We start from the raw sequence: 20,518 nt of genomic DNA, 5'->3' as shown, positions 1-20,518 counted from the left end.
CAGAAATTTAAGGAGATTGAGATGAGCAATTCCGAAATGATGCCGAGCGTTCGGCTGAGCCGTGAGGGTCATATTGGTGTACTTACCATTGACAACAGCGTTAAGAAGAACGCACTGACTCCGGAGATGATGCAGGAGTATTCCTCACTCCTGACGGAGTTTGAAGAGGATCCTGATCTCTGGGTTCTGGTTGTCGATCCTGCGGGCGAGCACACGACCTCGGGTCTCGATATGCCGAAGTTCTTCGGCCCGACAGCAACCGCGAAGCCGATTCCGGAGGGGCAGGTAGATCCGTTCGCCCTTAAGCGACGGTGCACGAAGCCCGTGATCTTTATCGTGCAAGGCATCACCTATACAGCGGGCATTGAAATGATGCTTGCGAGCGACATTGTGATTGCGGCGGACACGGCCCGTTTCGGTCAAATCGAGGCGAAACGCGGGATTGCCCCTTTCGGTGGCGCTCATTTCCGCTATTTGACCCGTGCCGGCTGGGGAAACGCGATGTATCACCTGTTCCTGTGCGAAGAGTTCTCGGCTCAACGGGCATTGGAGTTGGGTTTCGTCCAGGAAGTTCACCCCTACGGAAAGCACCGGGAGCGAGCACTGGAGATTGCCCGCAAAATCTGTAAATGCGCACCGCTTGGACTGAAGGCCACCAAGATCGCCTCGCTGAAGTACATCGAAGCCGGCGAAAAGGCAGCAATCGCAGCTATTCCTGAAATTCGCAAGGCTGTTCTCAGTTCGGAGGACTTTAAAGAAGGAATCAAGTCCTTCATGGAGAGGCGTGACGCGGAGTTCAAAGGACGATGAGCGAGGGCAGCTCACAGAGAAAATCATGACTGTGGAAAAACATCTTAACGAAGCTTCGACGGAACTCCGCTTTCCCGAAGAGCGATACCCATACGGGTCTGATGCGCGGTTTCATATGCATCATGCTCATTTGTTCGCCACGGATCTTGACGTGACCATAGCTTTCTACCAAAAGTGGTTCGACGGCAAGGTTATGTGGGATGGTAGCTACGGCGGTGCACGCAACGTATTCATGCGGATCGGTATTGGAGCGCTGCACTTCTACTCGCAGGCGCCTCGAGAGAAGGGGCGGAATGCTATTCACCATCTGGGGATGCAGGTGGTGGGTCTGCAAGAGTTGTACGAACGCATGAAGAATGGTGGCGTTGTGTTTCGCAATCCCATCCGCCATGCAGATGGGAGCTGCTACGTCATGCTCGAGGCCCCAGACGGAGTTCTCTGGGAACTCTTTGAGCCCGGTGTCGGGCGCGACCCAACTGTGTTGCGTTACTACGGTCTTGGGCAACTTGCTGACATGGCATAGTTTTGCGCAATGCGGTAGTCCCGTTCAGCGTTCGGAAGGCGATGTTGAACGGGATATTTGGAGTCGGCCCTACGGGGGACCGTAGGCGCACGCAGAGAAGGTTCAATAGTCGTCGCGGCACTGCACTACCGTCCAAGGTGGGAGGGGTGTGAGCACTTTCTCGAGTCTCCGCCGACGAGATGATCGATGCGGATTGCTCGTTCAGTTGAGCTCGTCTATTCGACAAAATAATTAGGAGACATGAAATGAAGCAAGTCGCCAGTTCAGACCAACCGGTTGGAGGCCCAGCCCCATTGGCAGGCCTTCGCGTACTCGATATGAGCCGGGTACTGGCAGGGCCCTGGGCTGCTCAGCAGCTTGGCGATCTGGGTGCTGATGTTGTGAAGATTGAGGCGCCTGGGCTCGGCGACGACGCTCGCCAGCTTGGCGTCGCTGCGGGGGATGCTGATGCCAAATCCTCGAAAGGACGCAACTCCAACTTTTACCTTGCTTGTAATCGCAACAAACGCTCCATTGTCGTCGACCTTTCGAAAACCGAAGGGAAGTCGCTGGTTCTAGAACTGGTCCGCAACTGCGATGTGATCGTAGAGAACTTTAAGGCGGGCGGGATGGCTCGCTTAGGCTTGGGGTGGGATGTTCTATCAGAAGCCAACCCGCGGTTGATTCATTGCTCTGTAACTGGATTCGGGCAGGACGGTCCCTACGCGGCGCAGCCGGCTTACGATTTCATCATGCAGGCGATGACTGGAATGATGAGCACGTGCGGCTTGCCGGATGGCTTGCCAGGAGCAACACCGGTACGTACTGCTATTCCAGTGACGGATCTGGTGACGGGCTACCAGGCTACCGTGGCGATTATGGGGGCTCTCATTCAGCGGGCGGTGACTGGAAAGGGGCAGTTCATCGATGCCGCCATGCTGGATGCCAGTGTTGCTTTCAACGTGCATTTAGCGCAGGGCTATTTGATGGGCTTGGGAGTGCCATCACGTCAAGGAAACAACAATCCAATTGCGGCTCCGTCCGGCGTTTTTCAAAGTTCGGACGGCTGGTTGGTCATCGCGGCCGGGAATGATCGCCAGTTTGCGAGTTTGTGCTCCGTACTTGAGCTTGACGCCATTCGTGACAAGGAAGAATTCTCCTCTAATGCGGCCCGCGTTCGAAACCGGGCGGAACTTCACACATACATTGAGCCCGTGGTTCGCTCACAAAGCAGTGCGTCGTTGCGACAGAGGCTTCAGAGCGCAGGAGTGCCGTGTACGAAAATTAATGACATGGAAGCTACGTTTGAAGACGTGCAAGTCCGCCACCGGCAGATGGTGGTACATGTGTCCCAAGCGGAAGACGGAGCCGCCGTGCCAATTTTGCGAAGTGCGCTCAATATGTCCAACTATGAGGTGACATACAAAGCCCCGCCAATGCTGGGCCAACACACCGCGGAGGTACTGAAGGAATGGGGTGGGGTGGACGAAGCGGGTCTCAGATCGCTGGTGGAAGCTCAAGCTGTCGTACTCTAGAGTGGGTTTCATCCCCACTGGATCAGAGGCGCAGCAGATCCCACCCGTCGCGCCACTCGATGATAGTGGCGGGGGAGGAGGTACTTCGGCGGTACGGCGTCCAGGGTTTCGCCATTCGGCACGTCACCACATCGGCGGGCTTTACTCGAAGCGCGATTTACCAGCATTTTGGATCGAAGAGAGAGTTGGCGACCGAGATATTGGAGGGCTATGTTGGGCGCCTCATCGACGAGGCGCGCGGGTTTTCTTACGCCGTACCATTGGGCGCCGAGCGGCTTACCCGCATCCTTGAGTTCTGGGTGCGGGAGTACGTGTTAGTTCCACGCGGTTGCATTATTCTGCGCTGTGTTCTCGAGGTTAGGTCGGAGCAAAAAGGGTGGCTCCAGGAGGAGATGCAGGCTGCGGTAGAGCGTTGGAGACTGTTCCTGTGCGAGCATGTGGACGAGGCGATTCAACAGCGCCATATCCCACAGGAAGCTGTTGGTGGAAGGTTGGTGTCGGACATACTTGGCTTCGCTCTCGCTCTGCACCATGAGTGTGTGTTTCTTGGGCAACCGCTGTCGTATCATACTGAGGCCTTCCGGGCGGCCATGCTACGACATGGTTATTCGGTATTCGCTGATTTCAGCGGTTCATGGGCCGAGAGAAGTGAAAGATTGCATTGGTGATAGCAACGAATTCTGTGCAGAGGGGTAGGTTTCCTGGCACACCCGCTCCTACGCTTCGGAGCGGGGCGCCATTCGAATCATGGAAGATGGCTTGTCAGAACTTATGACGGATCGCTGCGACGACTCCCACTTGGTTGCGACCGGCTAGCACAGTATCGCCTCCGCCAACGCCAAGTGTGGAGCCGCTCTTATTCAGCGCATATGCGACATTTACGTATACGTCGGTGCGCTTGGAAAAGGCATATTCTCCGGACAGCACAAAGAGCCATGGATCGGCTCCCGTACCGTGAAAGTCCTGATAGTATGTTGCGCCGGTGAATGTCCATGCGCCGCTACCCCGCCACTTTGCACCCGCCCAGTAGAGATTCCCTGTATTCGAGACGTTGGCCACCGATGCCCACTTGTATCGATATCCCAGGTAGGCCATGGTGTTGCCAAAATCGTAGGTGCTGACTACGGCTGCTCGTCGAGTTCTATCGCTCATCGATGCTAACGTCGATCCTGCGACCTCGTCATAGACAGTGCCAACGGACAGAGGGCCTGAACTATATTGCAGGGAGAAGCTGTACTCGCGTCCAATGGTGCTGTGACCGGGAACCTCCCCATTAACGCCGGCGGTACCGTCGACCCCAAAGCTGTAAAATCCCACGCCAGTAAGCGGCCCCACGGACGTGGTGTATTTGACGGAATTATCCGCGCGCGACTGAAATCCGGGGTCCTGCACTCCAATAGAATACCGGGGTGCGATGATCATCGGGTCGTACTGCACCCCGATGTCATAGATGGGCGTACTGTGGCGTCCGAAGGTGATAGTTCCGACGCGGCTCTTCAATCCAGCCCACGCTTGGCGACCAAATAGTCTGCCTCCCTGGGCGCTCTTTCCATCGTCGAGGTTAAAGCCGCTTTCTAATCCGAAAACTGCGGCTAGTCCTCCGCCTAGATCTTCCACTCCGCGAAGGCCCCAGCGATTTCCCGAGAAATTGCCGGACTGCATGCGTACAGCGCTTGACCCGCTGCCAGGCTGATTATTGACATACTCGACCCCGATATCGGTAACGCCATAGAGCGTGACGCTAGATTGTGCGTGACCTGTCCCTGTAATGACTGCAGCTGAAAGGACCAAAATCTGCTTCCTCATTGGGTACTTCTCCTCCGTGGTTGTGCCGCGAATGCGAACGCCGCCTACGCGGGGGGCGTGAGCCGCAGCTTTTGTGAAATTTTGTTTGATTGAACTTGATGCTTCAGCCCCGGCATATCGACAGAACGGCACTGCCGTCTGGGGTTGGGACCGTGCTTGCGCGCGGACGCGGTTTCTACACCGCTAGTCGAGCGTCACACCCGTGTCCGCCGTCAATTTGAGGATGACGGGTAAGTACGTTTGATAGGCCATTTGTGCTTGTTGAGGTGTATTTCCTAGAGGCTCTTGTCCGGATTCCTCGAACATCTTCTGCAGCACTGGACTGCCCACAACGCTGCTGACTTCTCTGCCAACCTTCGAAAGTATCTCGGGCGGAGTCTTGGCGGGTGTCATGAGTGTTGTTGGTGTAAGCGTAAGGACCTGGAATGGTGTGTCGCTATATCCCGACTCGACCATACTTGGAACGTCCGGCAAAGCCTTTAGACGGCGCGATCCAAGTACCGCGAGTGGACGGATCTTACCTGCGGCAATATGTTGGCGAAGGGAGGACGTCGAACCGATGGCAACATTGATTTGACCAGACAATAGTTCAAGAATTAGTGGTGCCTCTCCCTTGTATGGGACGTGCAGAATGTCCGTTCCATAAGTCTTATTCAGGTATGTCTGAAGCAGGTGAGGAGACGAACCGAGGCCCCATGATCCCATCCTTAGTTTCTGAGGATTATTCTTGGCGTACGAAATTAGTTCACTGACAGACTTAACAGGAAGCGAGTTACTTACTACCAGCACGCCAGGACTGGTGGCGATATCAGAAACTGCTCGCAAGTCTGTCCGAGGGTCGTATGGCAGCTTTCGGTATAGGGCGACATTCGCTGTGATTGGCGTGGAGAGTGTCATCAACAGGGTGTAGCCATCCGGACTCGCCTTCGCCACATAGTCGGTGCCGATGATTCCGCTTGCGCCGGGCTTGTTTTCAACGACTACGGGCTTGCCTAGCCTTAGTGCCAGACCTTTGGCTACTGCGCGGGCGGTGGTGTCGATCATGCCGCCAGCCGGGTAGGGAACGATAATCCGTACCGGCTTGGAAGGATAGCTATCGGCCGCGGGTACGACCATTGGCGTGGTCGCTGCCATTACGCAGGCGATTATGCGCAGAGCGCTACGGATTTTGGGTGTACTGACGACGAGATACTCGGTGACTTTGCTCATCTGGATACTCCTCAGTAGGAGGGGGCGGCTTGCAGTAAAGGTGAGACAGCCCCTGGCTTACATTGAACTGCGGTCGCCCCGCGCTTGGATTGGTTAAACGGGCGCCAAGCGAGGTTTTGCGTTCATTCTTCGCTGTGCGCGGCGTTCATTCCGCCTCGAGAACGTTGGCCTTCCGAAAGGGGGGCTGCCTGCATTCCGATAAAGCCGTTGGATTCGTGCTCAAGCTCCGAAGGATTAATCGCGAGCTTGAGGGACGTTCAATCCAGTTGGATACCCGCACGAACTACAGTGCGCTGGACACGATCTCGTTCTTGCTTGAGATGCAGAGAAAATGCTTCTGGACCAGGAGTTGCAACGGTACTTCCTCGCTGCTCGATGCTGGCGACGTAACGCGGATCGCGCACGCTGCGTTCAACAGCTTTTGCCAGAGTCGATACCGTAGCCAGCGGCAAGTTCGGCGGACCTGTCAGACCCAGCCAAGACGACGCGACGAAGTCAGGGTAAGTTTCGGCTAAGGTGGGTGTGTCGGGGAACTGGACCAGACGTTTGGATCCAGCCGTGGCCAGTACTTTGAGTTGACCCGCTCGTACTTGCTGTGCGACTGAGCCCAAACTATCAATCATGAAATCCACGCGGCCGGCAATCAGATCGTTCGTTGCCTGGGAGCCTCCGCGATAGGGAACGTGGACCGCCTTGATTCCGCTAAAGATCTGAAGCATCTCAGCCGCGATATGCATCGTGGTTCCTGTACCGGGGGATGCGTAGGTCAGCTTACCGGCATTGGCTTTTCCCCACGCGACGAGCTGCGGTACGTTCGAGAACTTGGATGTAGCGGGAACGACGAAGACGAAGGGACTCTCATTCACGAGGCTAATGGGAGTGAACTCTGTCTTTGGGTCGAACCCGATGGACTTTTGAGTCAACGGATTCACTACCAGTTGGCCCGGCGAGGCCAGCATGAGCGTGTATCCGTCCGCCTTTGAGCGGGCAAGCTCCGCTGTGGCAATGTTTCCTCCGGCGCCAGTACGGTTGTCGACGACGACCGGCTGACCCAGTTCCTTACTCATGCCAGAGGCAATTTGGCGCGCGGTAATATCGGTGATGCCACCAGCGGCGAAGCCAACAAGCAATCGGATTGGACGGGTGGGGAAGGTTGGCTCGGCGTAGGTTACCGATGAGCTCGCCCCTGCCGCAGCTAGCAGCATGGTTGCAATAAACTTCAAGGGTTGTCTCCTCTTTTTTATGAGGTACCGTCGTCGTCGTCGCGACGACGGTGTGAGTCGCGTTAGCGCATCGAGAAACGCACGTTCTTTACCTGAGTGTTCTCGAGAATCGCGTCGATGCCGCGTTCTTTGCCAAGGCCCGACTCCTTGTAGCCGCCGAATGGTGCATCCACGGTTGCCTTGATAGGGTTGTTGATGGCGAGATTTCCAATCTTCAGGGCTTTGCACATTCGCATCGCCCGTCCGGCATCGCGGGTGTAGACAACACCAGCGAGTCCATAACGGCTGTCGTTTGCGATCCGAGCTGCCTCGTCTTCGCCGGTGAATGACATCAATGCCTGGACAGGTCCGAAGATTTCATCTTGGACCACAGTCATCTTGTTATTCGTTCCCGTAAGGAGGACTGGCGGTACGAAGAAGCCGTTGCGCAGTTCGTCACGGCCTGAAAGGTCGATCATCACCTCCGCAGTTGCGCCTTCCTCTTGGCCGTTAGCAATACAACGATTAACCCTTTCATATTGCGCGCGACTTACGACGGGACCCATTTCGGTATCCTCGTGCTCCGGTAATCCAACGCGGATCTTCCGGTAGGCGTCACGCAGCTTTTCAGTGAAGACGTCCACAATGGGCGTTTCTACGAGGAGGCGAGTACAAGCGACGCAGATTTGCCCGGTATTCTTAGTGATATCCTGCAAAGCTACGCTGACCGCAGCGTCGATATCGGCGTCGGCAAACACAATGAGGGGCGATTTGCCTCCAAGTTCGAGAGTAACGCGCTTGATTCGGTCGGCTGCACTGCGATAAATGGCCTTGCCCGTTATAGTGCCGCCGGTGAAAGAGATCCTCTCAACAAGCGGATGCTCCACCAAGGCTTGGCCAACAGTGGCGCCCGGCCCATGCACAATATTGATTACTCCTGGCGGGAACCCTGCCTCAAGGACTGCGGCGCCCAACTCTACGCTTGAAAGAGGCGTAATCTCAGATGCCTTGATGACGGCCGTATTTCCCGCAGCGAGTACCGGCATCAGCTTGCTGATCGTTAGTGTCAGCGGGTAATTCCATGGAAGAATTAGGCCAACTACGCCAAAAGGCTCGCGTAACGTAAAGTTGACAACCGACGTATCCGCGACATTGAGAGTTTGGCCGCCAATGCCTTGAGAGACGCCAGCGACGTAATCAATGCCGTCGAGCATGGTTTGCATAGCCGCCCTGGTGAGGGTGATGGGGCGACCGACGTTCCACGTCTCAAGCCAGGCAAGTTGTTCGCGTCGCCGGTCGAGGGCGTCAGCAAGTTTCCTGAGCAAGCGACTACGCTCGCGACCCGATGTCCTGCTCCAGTAGGTATCGAACGCGTGCTGCGCGGCCTGGACGGCGGCATCAACATCGGACACGTCGGCTTCGGCGACATGTGCAAGATGTGTGCCGTAAGACGGGTTAATCACGGAAAAGCTTGCGCGGGTTGCCGATAAGCGTTCCTCGCCATTGATCAGCAAGGGATATGTCTCTCGGCGCAGAACGGATTCGGGATTCATGGTGGCTCCAGTCATGAATTTTCTTTGTGGTTTGCACCGCGCATGGCGGCATAGACCGTAACGATGTCGTCTTGTGACAGTTGTCTGCCGTTGAGGCGAAGGGACGCGTTGGTTCGAGCGGCTTCGTAGACCGAAGGCATAGCTTCTAAATTTGCACCAATGTCATCCAAAGAGCGCGGGAGACAGGCCAGCTCGCGAAGGTTACAGATCGCCTCGATCAGGCTATGCGCTTGGTCGCGGATACTTGTTTCACCTGAGACGATGCCGCACGAAACAGCCAGTCTCGCGTAGCAGGGAGCCATTGTTTCAAGGTTAAAGCGCATGAGCGGTTCGCAAACGACGGCGAGCACATGAGCATGTGGTGCTTCAACGACTGATTCAAGCGGTGTGCATAGCCCATGTATCCCATCGACGCCACGCAGACTCATCGCTACGCCTGCAAGATAGCTCGCCAGCATTAATTCCGTGCGAGCGTCTAGGTTTTTCAAATCGTTCAGAACAGTCGGGAGCGCACGCAACGACCGGGAGAGTGCGTCGATGGCGAGAATTTCTCCAAGCGGATTGCTTGCGCGATTCGTCGCAGCTCCTAGCGCGTGCATAACGACATCGAATCCAGTACAGGCCGAAACGCTCCGCGGCACGCTGAGCGTAAGTCGCGGGTCCAAAGCAATCCACTGCGGACGGCAGCGACGGCTTCGCATGACATGCTTTCGACCAAACTCATCTTTGATCAGTGCAGCGGTCGTACTCTCACTGCCAGTGCCGGCCGTCGTAGGGACAGCGGCAAAGGGAGGAAGCGGACGTACCAATAGCGCATCCCCGTCCTTAAGGACGTCAACGATAGGGGCGTCACTGCAGAGATGGGCCAGCAGGATCTTGGAGACGTCGATTACACTGCCTCCGCCAAATGCAATGAGTCCATCGCAATCCTGGCTGTGCCACACGGCTTTTGCCAGCACGACGTTGCTAATGGTTGGATTGGCTTCGACGCCGCCGTAGATCACCGGCTCGGCACCAGACGCACGAAGAAGTTCGAGGACTGGGGCGAGGAGGCCGGAATCGATGATGCCTTGATCGCTGATGAGAATCGGCTTGCGAACGTTCCACGCCGATGCCCACTGCGCCAGGCTGTCAACACAGCCAGGGCCGAATTGCGCCTCGCCGGGCCAATGTATGGAGAAATTTCCTGGGTCCACCCCGAAGTATGATGTGGAGGTCATCAGATCGCCCGCCCAACGCGTTCCCAATGCGGTGCGCGAAGCTGATTCTTGAAGACCTTTCCCATGCTGTCTCGCGGCAATGCTGTATGGAACTCCACTAGGCGTGGAACCTTGTACCCGGCAATACGCTGTCGTAGCCAATCTCTAACTTCCGACTCCGTAATTGCGCTTCCTGGTGCGCGCACGACCGCTGCGGCGACCGCCTCTCCGAACTCTGGGTCTGGAACCCCGAAAACGGCACAGTCGGCGACCTCTGGATTACTCACCAGAGCGTGTTCGATTTCGGCGGGATAGATGTTCACGCCGCCCGAAATAACCATGTCACGTTTGCGGTCGGTGATATATAGGTATCCATCTGTGTCCATGTACCCTACGTCACCATTGGTGATGTAGCCGTCCCGTTCGATTGCGCGCCGTTGCGCCTCATTGTTGCGGTAGGTAAATGGAAGTGCATTGTCTCCGGTGTTCACATAGATCTCGCCTACCTCGCCAGCGCTTAACTGCCGACCTTCGGCGTCTAGGACGCGGATAGTTGTTCCTGGAAACGGCTTCCCGGCAGTGCCAGGGTGTGACAGCCAGTCAGCCGATGTTGCAAAGGTCACCAGACCGGCTTCGGTCGAACCGTATGTCTCATTGACGATTGGTCCCCACCAGTCGATGATCGCTCGACGAACGTCGGGTGCACACGGAGAGCCACCATGCGTTACGTTCTCGAGAGACGAGGTGTTGTATCGCTGCCGGGTTTCCATCGGAAGTTTCAGAAGTCGCACCAACATAATGGGGACCAATGAAAGATGGGTGACCCGATGTCGTTCAATGACCTGCATCAATTCTTCGGCATCGAAGCGAGGCAGGATGACGATGTCTGCGGCCAACTCAAGTGCGACTCGTGCTGCGGCGTTCGGGCCGGCGTGATAGAGCGGGCCGACAATGGCACAGTGCATGCCTTGTCTTGCTTGGCTCGCCATAGCGCGTATACGAAGGGACCCTTCGTGCTGGAGCGGCGTGCCGGGCAGGCGCATAACGCCCTTTGGTCGTCCCGTTGTGCCGGATGTGTACAGCATACTTCCGACTGAGGGAACACGCGCAGTCGTGGATGCTGGAAACCCGTCTCGCCAGGTAGGCCACGATTGCATTCCGGCAGGCACGGGGTAAGTCGACCTGGGAAGTTTGTAGGCTTCCAAAATTTCGTCGGGGGTAGGGACGACGATGACCTGCATCCCGGTCGGGACTGCTCCTGAGATGCCTGCAAGTAGGTCGGCGTGCACTACGAATGCCTTCGCCTCGCAGTCTTTAAGAATGTAAGCAGCTTCATCGGCGTTGAAATGCCAATTGACAGCAACCAAATGCACGCCGAGTCGATCTAGCGCCAGGATAGCTTCGAGGTACGGCAAGTCGTTTCGAAGCATGACTGCCACTGCGTCGCCTGCCTTAAGCCCAAGGGCGGCGAAACCTGAGGCCGCCTTGTCGGCGCGCAAGCTCAATTCCTGAGCCGAGACTTGGCGATCGCCAAAATGGATGGTGAGATTCGAATTCATGCGGTAATTTCTCGATGTTTCGCTACTGCCGGAACGTTGTCGCAATTTCTGCTGTCGCTGCTGACATTGCGGAAAGTCGCGTGACAGCCTTTTGTGCGTCTGTCATCAAGCGGATGAGAATGCTCTCCACAGGCTCGACTGCATCGGCGAAACCGATTGCGGGCCCCATAGAGAGGAGTCCTGTACTCCAGTCTCCACGGGCGTAGCAATGGTCACGGCCGAGTCGACCCGTCGCGAGCGCTCCGAATTCCGCATACTGTCTGGCTCCGTGTTTTTCGAGTTGCTCGATGTCGTGGACCGTCTCGTTGTTCAACACACGCCACGGATTACCGGATGCACGTAAGGCGACCGTTGAGGCTTCGGCTGGCTGCCGAACGAGATGGCGCTTGTAGTCATCGTGTGCCCAGATTTCCTCTGAAACCAGAAGACGCGTACCCATAAGGACCGCATCAGCGCCGAGCGCCAGCGCTGCTGCGATCTGATGCCCGTCTCCAATGCCGCCGCCCAATGCCATGGGAACCTTCAGATGCCTGAGCGCCAAGGCTCCTGATACGAAAGAAGGCAACTCATTAGTACCGGGGTGTCCACCGGCTTCACACCCGACCAAAGCGACGGCGTCCGCGCCAACCTGTTCGGCTTTCAACGCATGTTCGACAAACGCAGACTTGTGGATTACCTTCGCGCCGGCTGCGTGGATTCTTGTGAACAAGCTGTCCGGTGACGGCCCGACTGTCTCGAAGCAACGAACACCTTCTTCGAGCGCAATGTCAATCCAGGCATGGACAGACGCATTCTCTTTTGCGCGCCGGGACTGCGTGATGTTGACTCCGATGGGCCGCCCTCCGGCAAGCCTTACGCAGTTCTGGAGTGCCGCGCGATATGCATCGAGACCATCGAAGGAACGGGGCGTGAGAAATCCTAGTGCGCCAGCATTGGCTAGGGCCGCCACATAGCGGGCATCCGACAGCCACATCAAGCCTCCCCCCAATATCGGGTAGTCGATGCCAAACAAGTCGGTGATCCGCGTGCGCAAGGCGGGACTATTAGATGGGGACTCTTGAAGGGCTGACATATCGGAGGCCGTTAGATCATCACGAATCCGCCGCTAATGCCGATGCTCTGACCTGTGATATAGGCGGCGCGGTCCGAAGCGAGTAGGCAGACCATTCCGGAAACATCTTCCGGGCGCGCCAGCCTCTGCAATCCTCGGCCGATGGGATAGGCATTGAGCATTTTCCCGAGACGTTCATTGGTCTCTGGCGTGGAAGAGGGGTGTAGTGCACCTTCGGCGATTCCTTCGTGGGAAACTGCACCGAGAGCGATGACATTTACGTTGATGCAATCTCGACCGTGCTCCTGGGCGATTGCTTTGGCGAATCCGAGCATCGCGGCCTTTGCGCCAGAATACACAGCAAGTCGAGCTTCGCCAGCACGACCTGCTTCGGACATGATGTTGACGATCTTTCCGTGGCGCCGTGCTTTCATCCCTGGTAGCACTGCTTTGCAGCAGTGCATCATCCCGTAGACGTTTAGATTGACAATGCGCTCCCAGCCGTCAGTCGTGGTGTCCAGAAAAAGTGGGGCTGCACCGCCTTTTTCGCGTCGTTCCACAAGGACGCCGGCGTTGTTCACCAGAATGTCGATTTCACCAAGAGCTTCTCTTGACGCCGCAATAGCAGCATTGATGTCAGCTTCCGAGGTGATGTCTGCCACCGCTGCAAATGCTTCACCGCCTGCAGCCTTAATTTCCTCCGCGACGGCATTTGCCCTTTCCGCGAAGAGATCATTTACCGCAACCTTGACGCCTTCCGCTGCCAAATCCAGGCAAATGCGGCGTCCGACGCCTTGGCCACCGCCGGTTACGAAGGCAACTTTGTTCTTCAGGTTCAAGTCCATGTGGTTCTCTCAATTGTTAAGATTCGAGGTGTTGAGTGCTATTTACCGACCTCGGAATACTGGCTTTCGCTTCTCTACGAACGCGAGCATGCCTTCCTTGCGATCTTCGCTAGACACGACAAGTGCCGCTGCATATCGTTCGTACTCCAGGCCAGCGTCGACTCCAACTTGGAGGCCAACGTCGATTGCATGCTTGATGTAGCGCAGCGCAAGGGGTGCATTGGCTGCCATTCGGTCTGCCATGGCCAGTGCGGTGGGTAGCAAGTCCGCCGACGAAACGACTTGGTTTACGAGTCCTATTGCAAGGGCTCGCTCCGCGTCGATGTGGTCGCCTGTGAGCATCAACTCCTTCGCTACACCTTGGCCAACTAGGCGAGGGAGACGTTGTGTTCCCCCAGCCGCCGGCAACACTCCAATACGGGCCTCTGGCAATCCGAGTTTTGCGCTGCTTGCTGCAATGCGGACATCACAGCAAAGGGCGATTTCAAGTCCGCCACCAAGCGCCACACCGTTTATCGCTGCGATAACCGGCTTCTCGAACTGTTCGATGGCGCGAAATAGGTCATGAGTTGCTTTTTGTTGCAGGTGATACTGCGCTTGAGGAATCGACTTGCCGGCGCGCTCTTTGATGTCAGCTCCGGCACAGAACGCCTTGTCACCTGCACCAGTGATGACGACGCAACGTATAGCTTCGTCGCCGCGCGCTTGCTCGAAAAGTGCGTGTGAGAGGTCAGCTTTCATGTTGCCACCAATGGCGTTCATACGCTCGGGGCGATTCAGTCTGATTAGCGCTACGCTGTCGACTACTTCGTAGAGGAGAGTTTCGTATTCCATATTGGTAGGAGACACTTCTGATGGATCACGGACGAGCTAGGACATGCGCGATGGCCACGGAACCCAGTCCAATCATGTGGGCCATGCCGAGGCGTGCACCGTTGTGTTGTCGGCCCTTCGCTTCGCCCCGGAGTTGTCGGGTGATCTCGGCAACCTGCCCAACTCCTGTCGGTCCGAGGGGGTGGCCCATGCCGATCAGGCCGCCAGAAGGGTTTACTGCACAGTTTCCGCCGATCTTTGATGCGCCTCGGGCAACGAATTCAGCGCCTTCGCCAGGCTTACATACGCCAATGGCCTCGCTGTAGAGAATCTCTTCAATAGTGAAGGCGTCATGCAGTTCGACGATGTCCAGTTCGGTGGGCGCGACGGCTGCTTGCGCGAGTGCTTCGGCGGATGATTTACGAACAAGCTCAACAAGTGGGGGCGCGTCTTGGGCGAGTTCTTCGCTGCTCGCCACGGACGCCAGCACTCTCACCGCGCGGGAGCGATCCAAGCCGAGGCGCCGGATAACATCATCGGAGACGACCAGGACCGCAGCGGCGCCTTCTCCGCGCGGGCAACATTGCATCGTCGTGAGGTCTCCGGCAATCTTCGGCGAGTTCAATACTTGCTCGATGGTGCGTGGCTTCCGGAATTGGGCGTATGGATTCAGAGATGCGTTACCGTGGTTTTTGACTGCTACGGCTGCCAAATCCTCATGTTTCAGATTTCGCTCCCGCATGTAGCGTCTTGCTTGCAGGGCGAACTTCACGAGGGGCACATTGGCTGTGGGGCTCAGTGGGGTCAGTCCATCCTTCAAGATGGCACGGCGACCATCGCCGAACTTGTCAACGCCCACCGCCAAGACAACATCGCGCTCTCCCGAAGCAACCTGAAGGCACGCCAATCGGAAGGCAGTCGAGCCGGAAGCCGAAGCGTTTTCTACCTGAGCGACCTCAAGGCCTGTTGATCCCAAGTGGCGCAACATAACCCGGCCCGCCGCCATTCCAAGAGCTGCTGTACCAACGAATGCGCTTTGTACTTGCGACCACAGCAGCCCTGCGTCCTGCAGGGCCTCTCTTACAGCCGTGAGACCAAGATTCACATATGGGGTAGTGCTCGGAAACTGATAAGGATGCATGCCGATGCCAATCACATACACCGCGCGCTCTTTAAGTAGGGAACCGTTCATTCTGCGTTTACCTCGCGCGTAAAATCCTTAACGAATACGGATCGGAAGACCCAGGCGCCGCCATCAAGGTCGTCGGACCAAGTCGGAGTTAGCCATGTTCCTGGGGGCACTTCAGCCTCGTTTTCGGCATCGACGCGAACTTCCTCGATGACGCCCGGGCACAGTTCGACTTCGCCGATGATTGCGGGAACGGTTAGGCCAGCTGCAAGTTCAGCGTGCACCGTGATGACGTTAAGAAGTTGCACGGGCTGATCGCAGGTAACGGCTTTCAGCTCAGGGCTTCCGCAATGGCGGCATCCAGGTACGTTGGCTGGAAAACTAAAGCCCTGGCACACGGTGCATTGGGCTACTTGAAGGGCAGGTGTTACATGCTCTGCCGTGGATTTCTGATTCATCATTCGATTGACATCCCGGTTTTCTGCACCAATTGGCGCGCGCTTTGGCGCTCGCCTTCTAGGGCCTTTGCGAATTCCTCTGGCTTGCTACCCTTAACCCCAGTGCCGAGCTCATTGAGCCTCTTGTCGACGGTAGGATCCTTAAGTGCAACGTTGAAGGCCTTGTAGAGTTTCAGGACGATTGGGGTGGGGGTGCCTGCGGGGGCAACAACGCCGAGCCACGTCGTGACATCGAATCCAGGTAGCCCAGACTCGGCGACGGTCGGCACATCTGGCAGATCTGATACGCGATGGCTACCCGTTACGGCGAGAGCGCGCAGGCGGCCGTCCCGAATCAGCGGGAGCGTCGTTGAGCGACTGTCGGGCATGAAATCCAGCTGTCCTCCAAGAAGGTCATTGATGGCTGGCCCGCTGCCCTTGTAGGGAACATGTATGAGTGGCGCATTCAGGCGCATCTGGAGGGTCGCTCCGGCAACATGCATCGAACTGCCATTACCGGCGCTGCCATATGTCAGCTTTCCTGGATTTCGACGTGCCTTTTCCAGAAGGTCTCGCATGGTCTTAACCGAGGATTTGGCGGGCACCACGATGACCATGGGGCTCTCAGTCAGTTGAGTCACAGGTGTGAAAGCCTTCGCCGGGTCAATCGCTACTCGCTTGTAGAGATACGGATTGAGTACAAGTGGTCCGGGATTGCCCAAAAGGAGGGTATAGCCGTCGGGGTCGGCTCGTGCCACTGCTTCGTTCGCGAGATTCCCATTTGCGCCCGGACGATTCTCGATAACGATGGGCTGGCCCAACTGCTGCTGAAGCGAAGGTTGAAGAAGCCGGGCGACGACGTCGGAGGCGCCTCCAGGAGGAAACCCCACGACAAGCCTAATTGGTTTGTTGGGATACTCGGCGCCATGGGACAGCGGCGCAAAGGTGGCGGCAAAGGCCGCAGCGGCGAAGAGGCTAAGCCATCGTCGGTGCACGGGAATATCTCCTACTTTTAGAATGTACGGGCGAGCGCGTCCCCACCGGCATTGCAGCGCGGTGTGGAGGTGTTAGAGAAGAGCTGTGGGACCTACGCCTTTGGTGCGGAGACCAGCAAGCGGGATCTGAGGCTGTCTTTCAACGTTCGGATAGCCACCGCAATATTGCTAGTCACTGGGCTTAGCATCGATTGGGTGCGTAAACCGCGTACCGTCGCGATAAGCAAATGCGCTTCATCGGCTGCAACAATCTCCGAGCGGATCTCACCGGCCCGTTGGCCGGCTTCGATATGCCGTGTGATGGCGCGGTGCCAACGTGCGCTTATAGCTGCAAATGTGGGGCGTATTTGAGGTGCGGGTCCGATGGACTCGAGCATCAGCACAAAGAATGCTCGGGAGTTTACGGATGGGTTGTCCATGCCCTCCAAGTAGCAGTCGATCTCGCAAAAAATTGCACCCAACCCGGTTAGGCCGCGCATGCGCTCGAGGAGCCGCGCACGGTGGGCGTCAGCAATGTGCTTGATAAGCTCCTCCAGCAAACGGTCCTTCGTCCCGAATCGGTGCTGAACTAGGCCGCGGCTATAGCCGGCCTCGATTCCGGTGGCTTCAAGGGTAGTGTGCGTATATCCACGCTCCGCAATCAAGCGCGTAGCAGCTTCCAATAGCCGCCGGTCTGACTCCGCCACTCTTTCGGCTTGTGTACGGCGTGGACGCTTTAGCGAGGCCGCAGTTTGCTCGTTTGCATCGTCGTCGACGAGGGAGATTGGGCTGGTTTTCGTCATCATGCAGTGATTCTATTTACAAGCGGTGCGCACCGCAAGTTAACGATTCTAGGGGTAAACCAACATACTTGCGGTATGTACCGTAAGTATGTTCTGCGGAGTGGAACTAGCGATTTGGGTGCAGAAGTAGTGCCTTCGGATGCACTGGTGGACGTCAGCGCCCGTCAATAGCCGCTAGTCAAGGCGCAGCACGACCTGTTGAAAGTCGTTTGGACCGGGATGCTGAGGCTCTTCGGAGGAGAAAATCGCAATGATGTGTGAAGGGCGATTTCTGGAGGTTCGCAGTTGGCGAAAGGGCGCTGTCTTGGAGGTACGACTGGGGTTCGGCCAAGGGCGATGAACTACGTCATCGCCCAAACAAACTCATGCTGGAGTGACTTCGCGACAGGTCAAGCGCATGAACGTCTCCCGTAACAGATCGGCGCCTCCTGCGGTGGTCAGCCGCCGCGCTACAAAGCCATCCGGTCGCACGAGCAAGGCATCCCCGTTCGCGACAGCATAAAGCCGCTCGAACTTAGGCTCCTCGGCCGTGTAGTCGCCTTCGGGACCAATGGCTACCACTTCGATTGGAATGCCAGTTTCCACTTCAATCTTCGCGGCAGCGAGTCGCCACGTTGTCGCGTGTGCTCGTGCGGCTAGAAGCGTGAAGCCACGCCCCCATAAGTCAACGGTGGATACAACATGGCCAGCTCCATCGCGTAGCCAGACGTGAGGCGCCCGCACTCCACTGACGGTACTCTCGATGTAGTCGAGGATGGTATTTCTCGGAGGAGACGCGCCATCGCGCATCACTATCTTCGAGTGATAGGTGGTGCCAAACTGAAATCCAACATGGAGAATGCTTGACGCACCGTGGCGCTCTACGCCTTCGCGCAAGAACGTTTCGCCGACCGCGCTGAGCTTACCGTCACGTATTGCAGTAGGCTCGCCGACTAGTGTGCTCGCAACAATGGCCTGGAAATTCATCGCGTTGTAAGTCGCCGCTTTGACAGCTAGTTGCGCCTTAGGCTTGCGCTCAGCTTCATAGGTATCTAGAAGTTCGGCGCTGGCCAACCCGCGAACCACAAGCGCAAGCTTCCACGCAAGGTTGTTCGCATCCTGAACGCCAATGTTGGCCCCAAATCCGCCCCATGGCGAGTGCCAATGTGCGGCATCACCAGCAAACAGAACGCGCCCCTCGCGCCAATTTCGCAATAGCCCAGTGGTGTAGTCAAAGCGCCACGTTTTGACGATATCAATTGGAAGCTCGGGCATGCCGAGGGCGCCGCGGATTCGTGCTATTACGGCCGCAGGTTCTGGCAGGGATTCTTCGTCGTGTTTGAAACTGTAGCGCCATAGTTTTGTGTCCGGATGTTGGCTTCCGAACCAGCCGGCGTACCGAGGGTCGAGGATGAAGGAGTGAAAGTAGCCATCTCGGCCTAGCGTATTGGCGAGATCCGCGCGGAACTCTGTCAGCACCTGATTCCCAAACGTGGGACCATGGTCCTCCCCCTGCGCTGTACGGCTACGGATAAGACTGCGAGCACCATCGCAAGCCACGAGGTAGCTTGCGTCGATTTCATGTTGCCCGCCCAACTGATCTTGGACGGAGAGGCGTAGGCCATTAACAGTTGGTTTGACGTCGACGACTTCGGTCGCGAAACGCAGCGTTATAGACGGCCATTTCGCAGCCTGTCGTCGTAGCGCTGATTCATAATCGGATGCCGGAACCTTACGTGGTGTGGTCGGCGACAACTCGTGCCATTTGTTAGCGTACTCGTTATCTGAACCATCAGATTGCCTGACTTCGGCGACTGGCCCCAAGCCAACACGAAGATAGTAGCCTTGACCATTTGATTCGCTTAAAGGCCATCCGGCCTTGTCAAGTAGATCCCAGACACCCCATTGACGATAGAGTTCAGCAGTGGATGCGTGGACGGATTGTCCTTTGGGCAACGTTGTCGTGTGGGGCCGTTTCTCAAACAAGACTGTGCGAATTCCTTGGCGGCCCAGCAGGTAGGCAAGCGCAAGTCCGACGGGACCACCACCACAGATGGCGACATCGTATCCTTCGAGGCGATGTACCCCAGCTGTTAGCGTACTGCTACCGGGCGAGATCGTGCGCGCGTCCAGTTGGTAACTAGAATTCAGTCGATCGGTCATGCCGCGCTCCCGCTGCGGGTGAGTTGCAGTCGCGCCGGCTCTTTGATCCACTCAGACCAAGAACCTACATAGAGCAGGGGCGTTGGTTTCGTTGTCCGTGTCTGCTCCAATACAAGATATGTGAGCGCCGAAAGCACGCCACCTCCGCAGTAAATGATCACCTGGTGGACATCATCGGCTCCAACATCGGAGAGTTGGCGAGTCAGCGCTTCCGGACCACGAAGCGTGCCAGAGGGAGTCCACAGCGAAGAAGCGGGGATATTTCGAGCGCCGCGGATATGGCCTGCCTGGTAGGCGTCCTCATTCCGCGCGTCGATTAGCAGCGGAGCGGCTGAATCGCTCTCAAGTACTGCTAGAAGATTTTTGGCATCGATCTGTGCAAGATGACCGCCTCCGAGTAACAGTGGAGCCGTCGTAGGTCGCGGCGATGCCGTACCGCGTGCCACTGGTCCGCCTGCCGAAATCCATGCCTTTAGGCCCCCGTCGAGCACTCGGACTTTGGTTAATCCGGCCCAGCGCAGAACCCACCATCCCCTTGCCGCCAGTGCAGGGCTGGGCCCGTACACCACAATTTCAGTATCTATCCCCACGCCCCACACCGCTAGTTCCTGATTGAGGTCGACGAGATTTGGCAGTGGCAGGTTGCCGGAGAGTTGCGTAGGTAGGCCAGCGAACACATCCCGAATCTGCGCATAAACAGCGCCATAAATATGGCAGTCCTGATAGTTGCTGAGTTCTGCGGCAGGATCTCCTAGGCGAACATCGATGAATAGGCGATTGGGCGTGGGACTGTTGAGCAACGCTTCCGCACTTACAAGAGCGACGGAATAATCCGGAGGAGGGGCTTCGCGGGATAGGGGCATGGAGTGTTGATTTGCACGGAAAACGGACCCAGCATTTGCATCGAAAATTGACCCACCCTGGGTTCATGCTTCGTCTTGAGGCGGTG

At 56.9% G+C, this 20,518-nt stretch carries 19 protein-coding genes and 1 pseudogene; 5 read left to right on the top strand and 15 right to left on the bottom strand.

Features of this window, described 5'->3' with window-relative positions; translation table 11 throughout:
* Window positions 1–21: 21 nt before the first annotated feature.
* The 5 genes and pseudogenes from A9J21_RS12450 to A9J21_RS12435 all read left to right on the top strand — a co-directional run bounded on the left by A9J21_RS12450 (window position 22) and on the right by A9J21_RS12435 (window position 3,515).
* Window positions 22–810, top strand: coding sequence for a crotonase/enoyl-CoA hydratase family protein (locus tag A9J21_RS12450; RefSeq protein WP_066735975.1), 789 nt, complete (start codon window positions 22–24; stop codon window positions 808–810).
* A 25-nt stretch (window positions 811–835) separates the two neighbouring features.
* Window positions 836–1,333 (top strand): VOC family protein, encoded by a 498-nt coding sequence (locus tag A9J21_RS12445; protein ID WP_066735973.1) that lies wholly within the window; start codon window positions 836–838, stop codon window positions 1,331–1,333.
* 245 nt (window positions 1,334–1,578) lie between these two features.
* Window positions 1,579–2,847, top strand: a complete 1,269-nt coding sequence (locus A9J21_RS12440; RefSeq protein WP_066735968.1) for a CaiB/BaiF CoA-transferase family protein — start codon at window positions 1,579–1,581, stop codon at window positions 2,845–2,847.
* A pseudogene (locus A9J21_RS32700) lies at window positions 2,784–3,032 on the top strand (TetR/AcrR family transcriptional regulator); the annotation flags it as partial. The gene A9J21_RS12440 and the pseudogene A9J21_RS32700, both read left to right, overlap by 64 nt.
* Window positions 3,033–3,515 carry a TetR family transcriptional regulator C-terminal domain-containing protein gene (locus tag A9J21_RS12435; RefSeq protein ID WP_231906900.1) on the top strand — a complete coding sequence of 161 codons (483 nt, stop codon included), beginning with the start codon at window positions 3,033–3,035 and terminating at the stop codon, window positions 3,513–3,515.
* Between the two features lie 94 nt (window positions 3,516–3,609).
* Here the strand turns inward: A9J21_RS12435 and A9J21_RS30920 are convergent, their stop codons facing one another.
* The 15 genes from A9J21_RS30920 to A9J21_RS30910 all read right to left on the bottom strand — a co-directional run bounded on the left by A9J21_RS30920 (window position 3,610) and on the right by A9J21_RS30910 (window position 20,432).
* Window positions 3,610–4,653, bottom strand: coding sequence for a porin (locus A9J21_RS30920; protein WP_082926375.1), 1,044 nt, complete (start codon window positions 4,651–4,653; stop codon window positions 3,610–3,612).
* Window positions 4,654–4,836: 183 nt separating this feature from the next.
* Window positions 4,837–5,862, bottom strand: coding sequence for a tripartite tricarboxylate transporter substrate binding protein (locus A9J21_RS12430; protein ID WP_066735964.1), 1,026 nt, complete (start codon window positions 5,860–5,862; stop codon window positions 4,837–4,839).
* 257 nt (window positions 5,863–6,119) lie between these two features.
* Window positions 6,120–7,085, bottom strand: coding sequence for a tripartite tricarboxylate transporter substrate binding protein (locus A9J21_RS12425; protein WP_156545833.1), 966 nt, complete (start codon window positions 7,083–7,085; stop codon window positions 6,120–6,122).
* Between the two features lie 62 nt (window positions 7,086–7,147).
* Entirely contained in the window at window positions 7,148–8,617 is a 1,470-nt protein-coding gene (locus tag A9J21_RS12420; protein WP_066736128.1) for an aldehyde dehydrogenase, read from the bottom strand.
* 11 nt (window positions 8,618–8,628) lie between these two features.
* On the bottom strand, window positions 8,629–9,837 hold the full coding sequence (locus A9J21_RS12415) for an iron-containing alcohol dehydrogenase family protein (RefSeq protein WP_066735962.1): 1,209 nt from the start codon (window positions 9,835–9,837) through the stop codon (window positions 8,629–8,631).
* Window positions 9,837–11,375: an AMP-binding protein gene (locus tag A9J21_RS12410; RefSeq protein WP_066735960.1), complete on the bottom strand. Its 1,539-nt coding sequence runs from the start codon at window positions 11,373–11,375 to the stop codon at window positions 9,837–9,839. The genes A9J21_RS12415 and A9J21_RS12410 overlap by 1 nt, the downstream gene beginning before the upstream one ends.
* 22 nt (window positions 11,376–11,397) lie before the next feature.
* Complete coding sequence (locus tag A9J21_RS12405; protein WP_066735958.1) at window positions 11,398–12,447, bottom strand: nitronate monooxygenase family protein; 1,050 nt, start codon at window positions 12,445–12,447, stop codon at window positions 11,398–11,400.
* 11 nt (window positions 12,448–12,458) lie between these two features.
* The gene (locus A9J21_RS12400; protein WP_066735957.1) at window positions 12,459–13,271 is read right to left on the bottom strand and encodes an SDR family NAD(P)-dependent oxidoreductase; all 813 of its coding nucleotides are present in this window, start codon (window positions 13,269–13,271) and stop codon (window positions 12,459–12,461) included.
* A gap of 42 nt (window positions 13,272–13,313) precedes the next feature.
* Window positions 13,314–14,105 (bottom strand): enoyl-CoA hydratase/isomerase family protein, encoded by a 792-nt coding sequence (locus A9J21_RS12395; RefSeq protein ID WP_066735956.1) that lies wholly within the window; start codon window positions 14,103–14,105, stop codon window positions 13,314–13,316.
* Between the two features lie 25 nt (window positions 14,106–14,130).
* Window positions 14,131–15,276 (bottom strand): thiolase family protein, encoded by a 1,146-nt coding sequence (locus A9J21_RS12390; protein WP_066735954.1) that lies wholly within the window; start codon window positions 15,274–15,276, stop codon window positions 14,131–14,133.
* Complete coding sequence (locus A9J21_RS31525) at window positions 15,273–15,674, bottom strand: hypothetical protein (RefSeq protein WP_156545831.1); 402 nt, start codon at window positions 15,672–15,674, stop codon at window positions 15,273–15,275. Before A9J21_RS31525 ends, A9J21_RS12390 begins: the two co-directional genes overlap by 4 nt.
* Entirely contained in the window at window positions 15,671–16,645 is a 975-nt protein-coding gene (locus A9J21_RS12385) for a tripartite tricarboxylate transporter substrate binding protein (protein ID WP_066735952.1), read from the bottom strand. The genes A9J21_RS31525 and A9J21_RS12385 overlap by 4 nt, the downstream gene beginning before the upstream one ends.
* 92 nt (window positions 16,646–16,737) lie before the next feature.
* Window positions 16,738–17,430 carry a TetR/AcrR family transcriptional regulator gene (locus tag A9J21_RS12380; RefSeq protein ID WP_082926374.1) on the bottom strand — a complete coding sequence of 231 codons (693 nt, stop codon included), beginning with the start codon at window positions 17,428–17,430 and terminating at the stop codon, window positions 16,738–16,740.
* 360 nt (window positions 17,431–17,790) lie between these two features.
* Window positions 17,791–19,569: an FAD-dependent monooxygenase gene (locus tag A9J21_RS30915; RefSeq protein WP_082926373.1), complete on the bottom strand. Its 1,779-nt coding sequence runs from the start codon at window positions 19,567–19,569 to the stop codon at window positions 17,791–17,793.
* On the bottom strand, window positions 19,566–20,432 hold the full coding sequence (locus A9J21_RS30910) for a sulfurtransferase (protein ID WP_082926372.1): 867 nt from the start codon (window positions 20,430–20,432) through the stop codon (window positions 19,566–19,568). Before A9J21_RS30910 ends, A9J21_RS30915 begins: the two co-directional genes overlap by 4 nt.
* Window positions 20,433–20,518 lie beyond the last annotated feature (86 nt).

The sequence above is a fragment of the Cupriavidus sp. D384 genome (genome assembly GCF_001652915.1).
Lineage (GTDB): Bacteria > Pseudomonadota > Gammaproteobacteria > Burkholderiales > Burkholderiaceae > Cupriavidus.
This window is presented reverse-complemented; position numbering and strand designations above follow the sequence as displayed.

Bases quoted from the DNA above. Each gene is read 5' to 3' on its own strand.
- A9J21_RS12450 (WP_066735975.1), top strand. From the start codon at position 22: ATGAGCAATTCCGAAATGATGCCGAGCGTTCGGCTGAGCCGTGAGGGT.
- A9J21_RS12445 (WP_066735973.1), top strand. From the start codon at position 836: ATGACTGTGGAAAAACATCTTAACGAAGCTTCGACGGAACTCCGCTTT.
- A9J21_RS30915 (WP_082926373.1), bottom strand. From the start codon at position 19,569: ATGACCGATCGACTGAATTCTAGTTACCAACTGGACGCGCGCACGATC.
- A9J21_RS31525 (WP_156545831.1), bottom strand. From the start codon at position 15,674: ATGATGAATCAGAAATCCACGGCAGAGCATGTAACACCTGCCCTTCAA.
- A9J21_RS12440 (WP_066735968.1), top strand. From the start codon at position 1,579: ATGAAGCAAGTCGCCAGTTCAGACCAACCGGTTGGAGGCCCAGCCCCA.
- A9J21_RS12390 (WP_066735954.1), bottom strand. From the start codon at position 15,276: ATGAACGGTTCCCTACTTAAAGAGCGCGCGGTGTATGTGATTGGCATC.
- A9J21_RS12430 (WP_066735964.1), bottom strand. From the start codon at position 5,862: ATGAGCAAAGTCACCGAGTATCTCGTCGTCAGTACACCCAAAATCCGT.
- A9J21_RS30920 (WP_082926375.1), bottom strand. From the start codon at position 4,653: ATGAGGAAGCAGATTTTGGTCCTTTCAGCTGCAGTCATTACAGGGACA.
- A9J21_RS12410 (WP_066735960.1), bottom strand. From the start codon at position 11,375: ATGAATTCGAATCTCACCATCCATTTTGGCGATCGCCAAGTCTCGGCT.
- A9J21_RS12405 (WP_066735958.1), bottom strand. From the start codon at position 12,447: ATGTCAGCCCTTCAAGAGTCCCCATCTAATAGTCCCGCCTTGCGCACG.
- A9J21_RS12380 (WP_082926374.1), bottom strand. From the start codon at position 17,430: ATGATGACGAAAACCAGCCCAATCTCCCTCGTCGACGACGATGCAAAC.
- A9J21_RS12395 (WP_066735956.1), bottom strand. From the start codon at position 14,105: ATGGAATACGAAACTCTCCTCTACGAAGTAGTCGACAGCGTAGCGCTA.
- A9J21_RS12420 (WP_066736128.1), bottom strand. From the start codon at position 8,617: ATGAATCCCGAATCCGTTCTGCGCCGAGAGACATATCCCTTGCTGATC.
- A9J21_RS30910 (WP_082926372.1), bottom strand. From the start codon at position 20,432: ATGCCCCTATCCCGCGAAGCCCCTCCTCCGGATTATTCCGTCGCTCTT.
- A9J21_RS12415 (WP_066735962.1), bottom strand. From the start codon at position 9,837: ATGACCTCCACATCATACTTCGGGGTGGACCCAGGAAATTTCTCCATA.
- A9J21_RS12400 (WP_066735957.1), bottom strand. From the start codon at position 13,271: ATGGACTTGAACCTGAAGAACAAAGTTGCCTTCGTAACCGGCGGTGGC.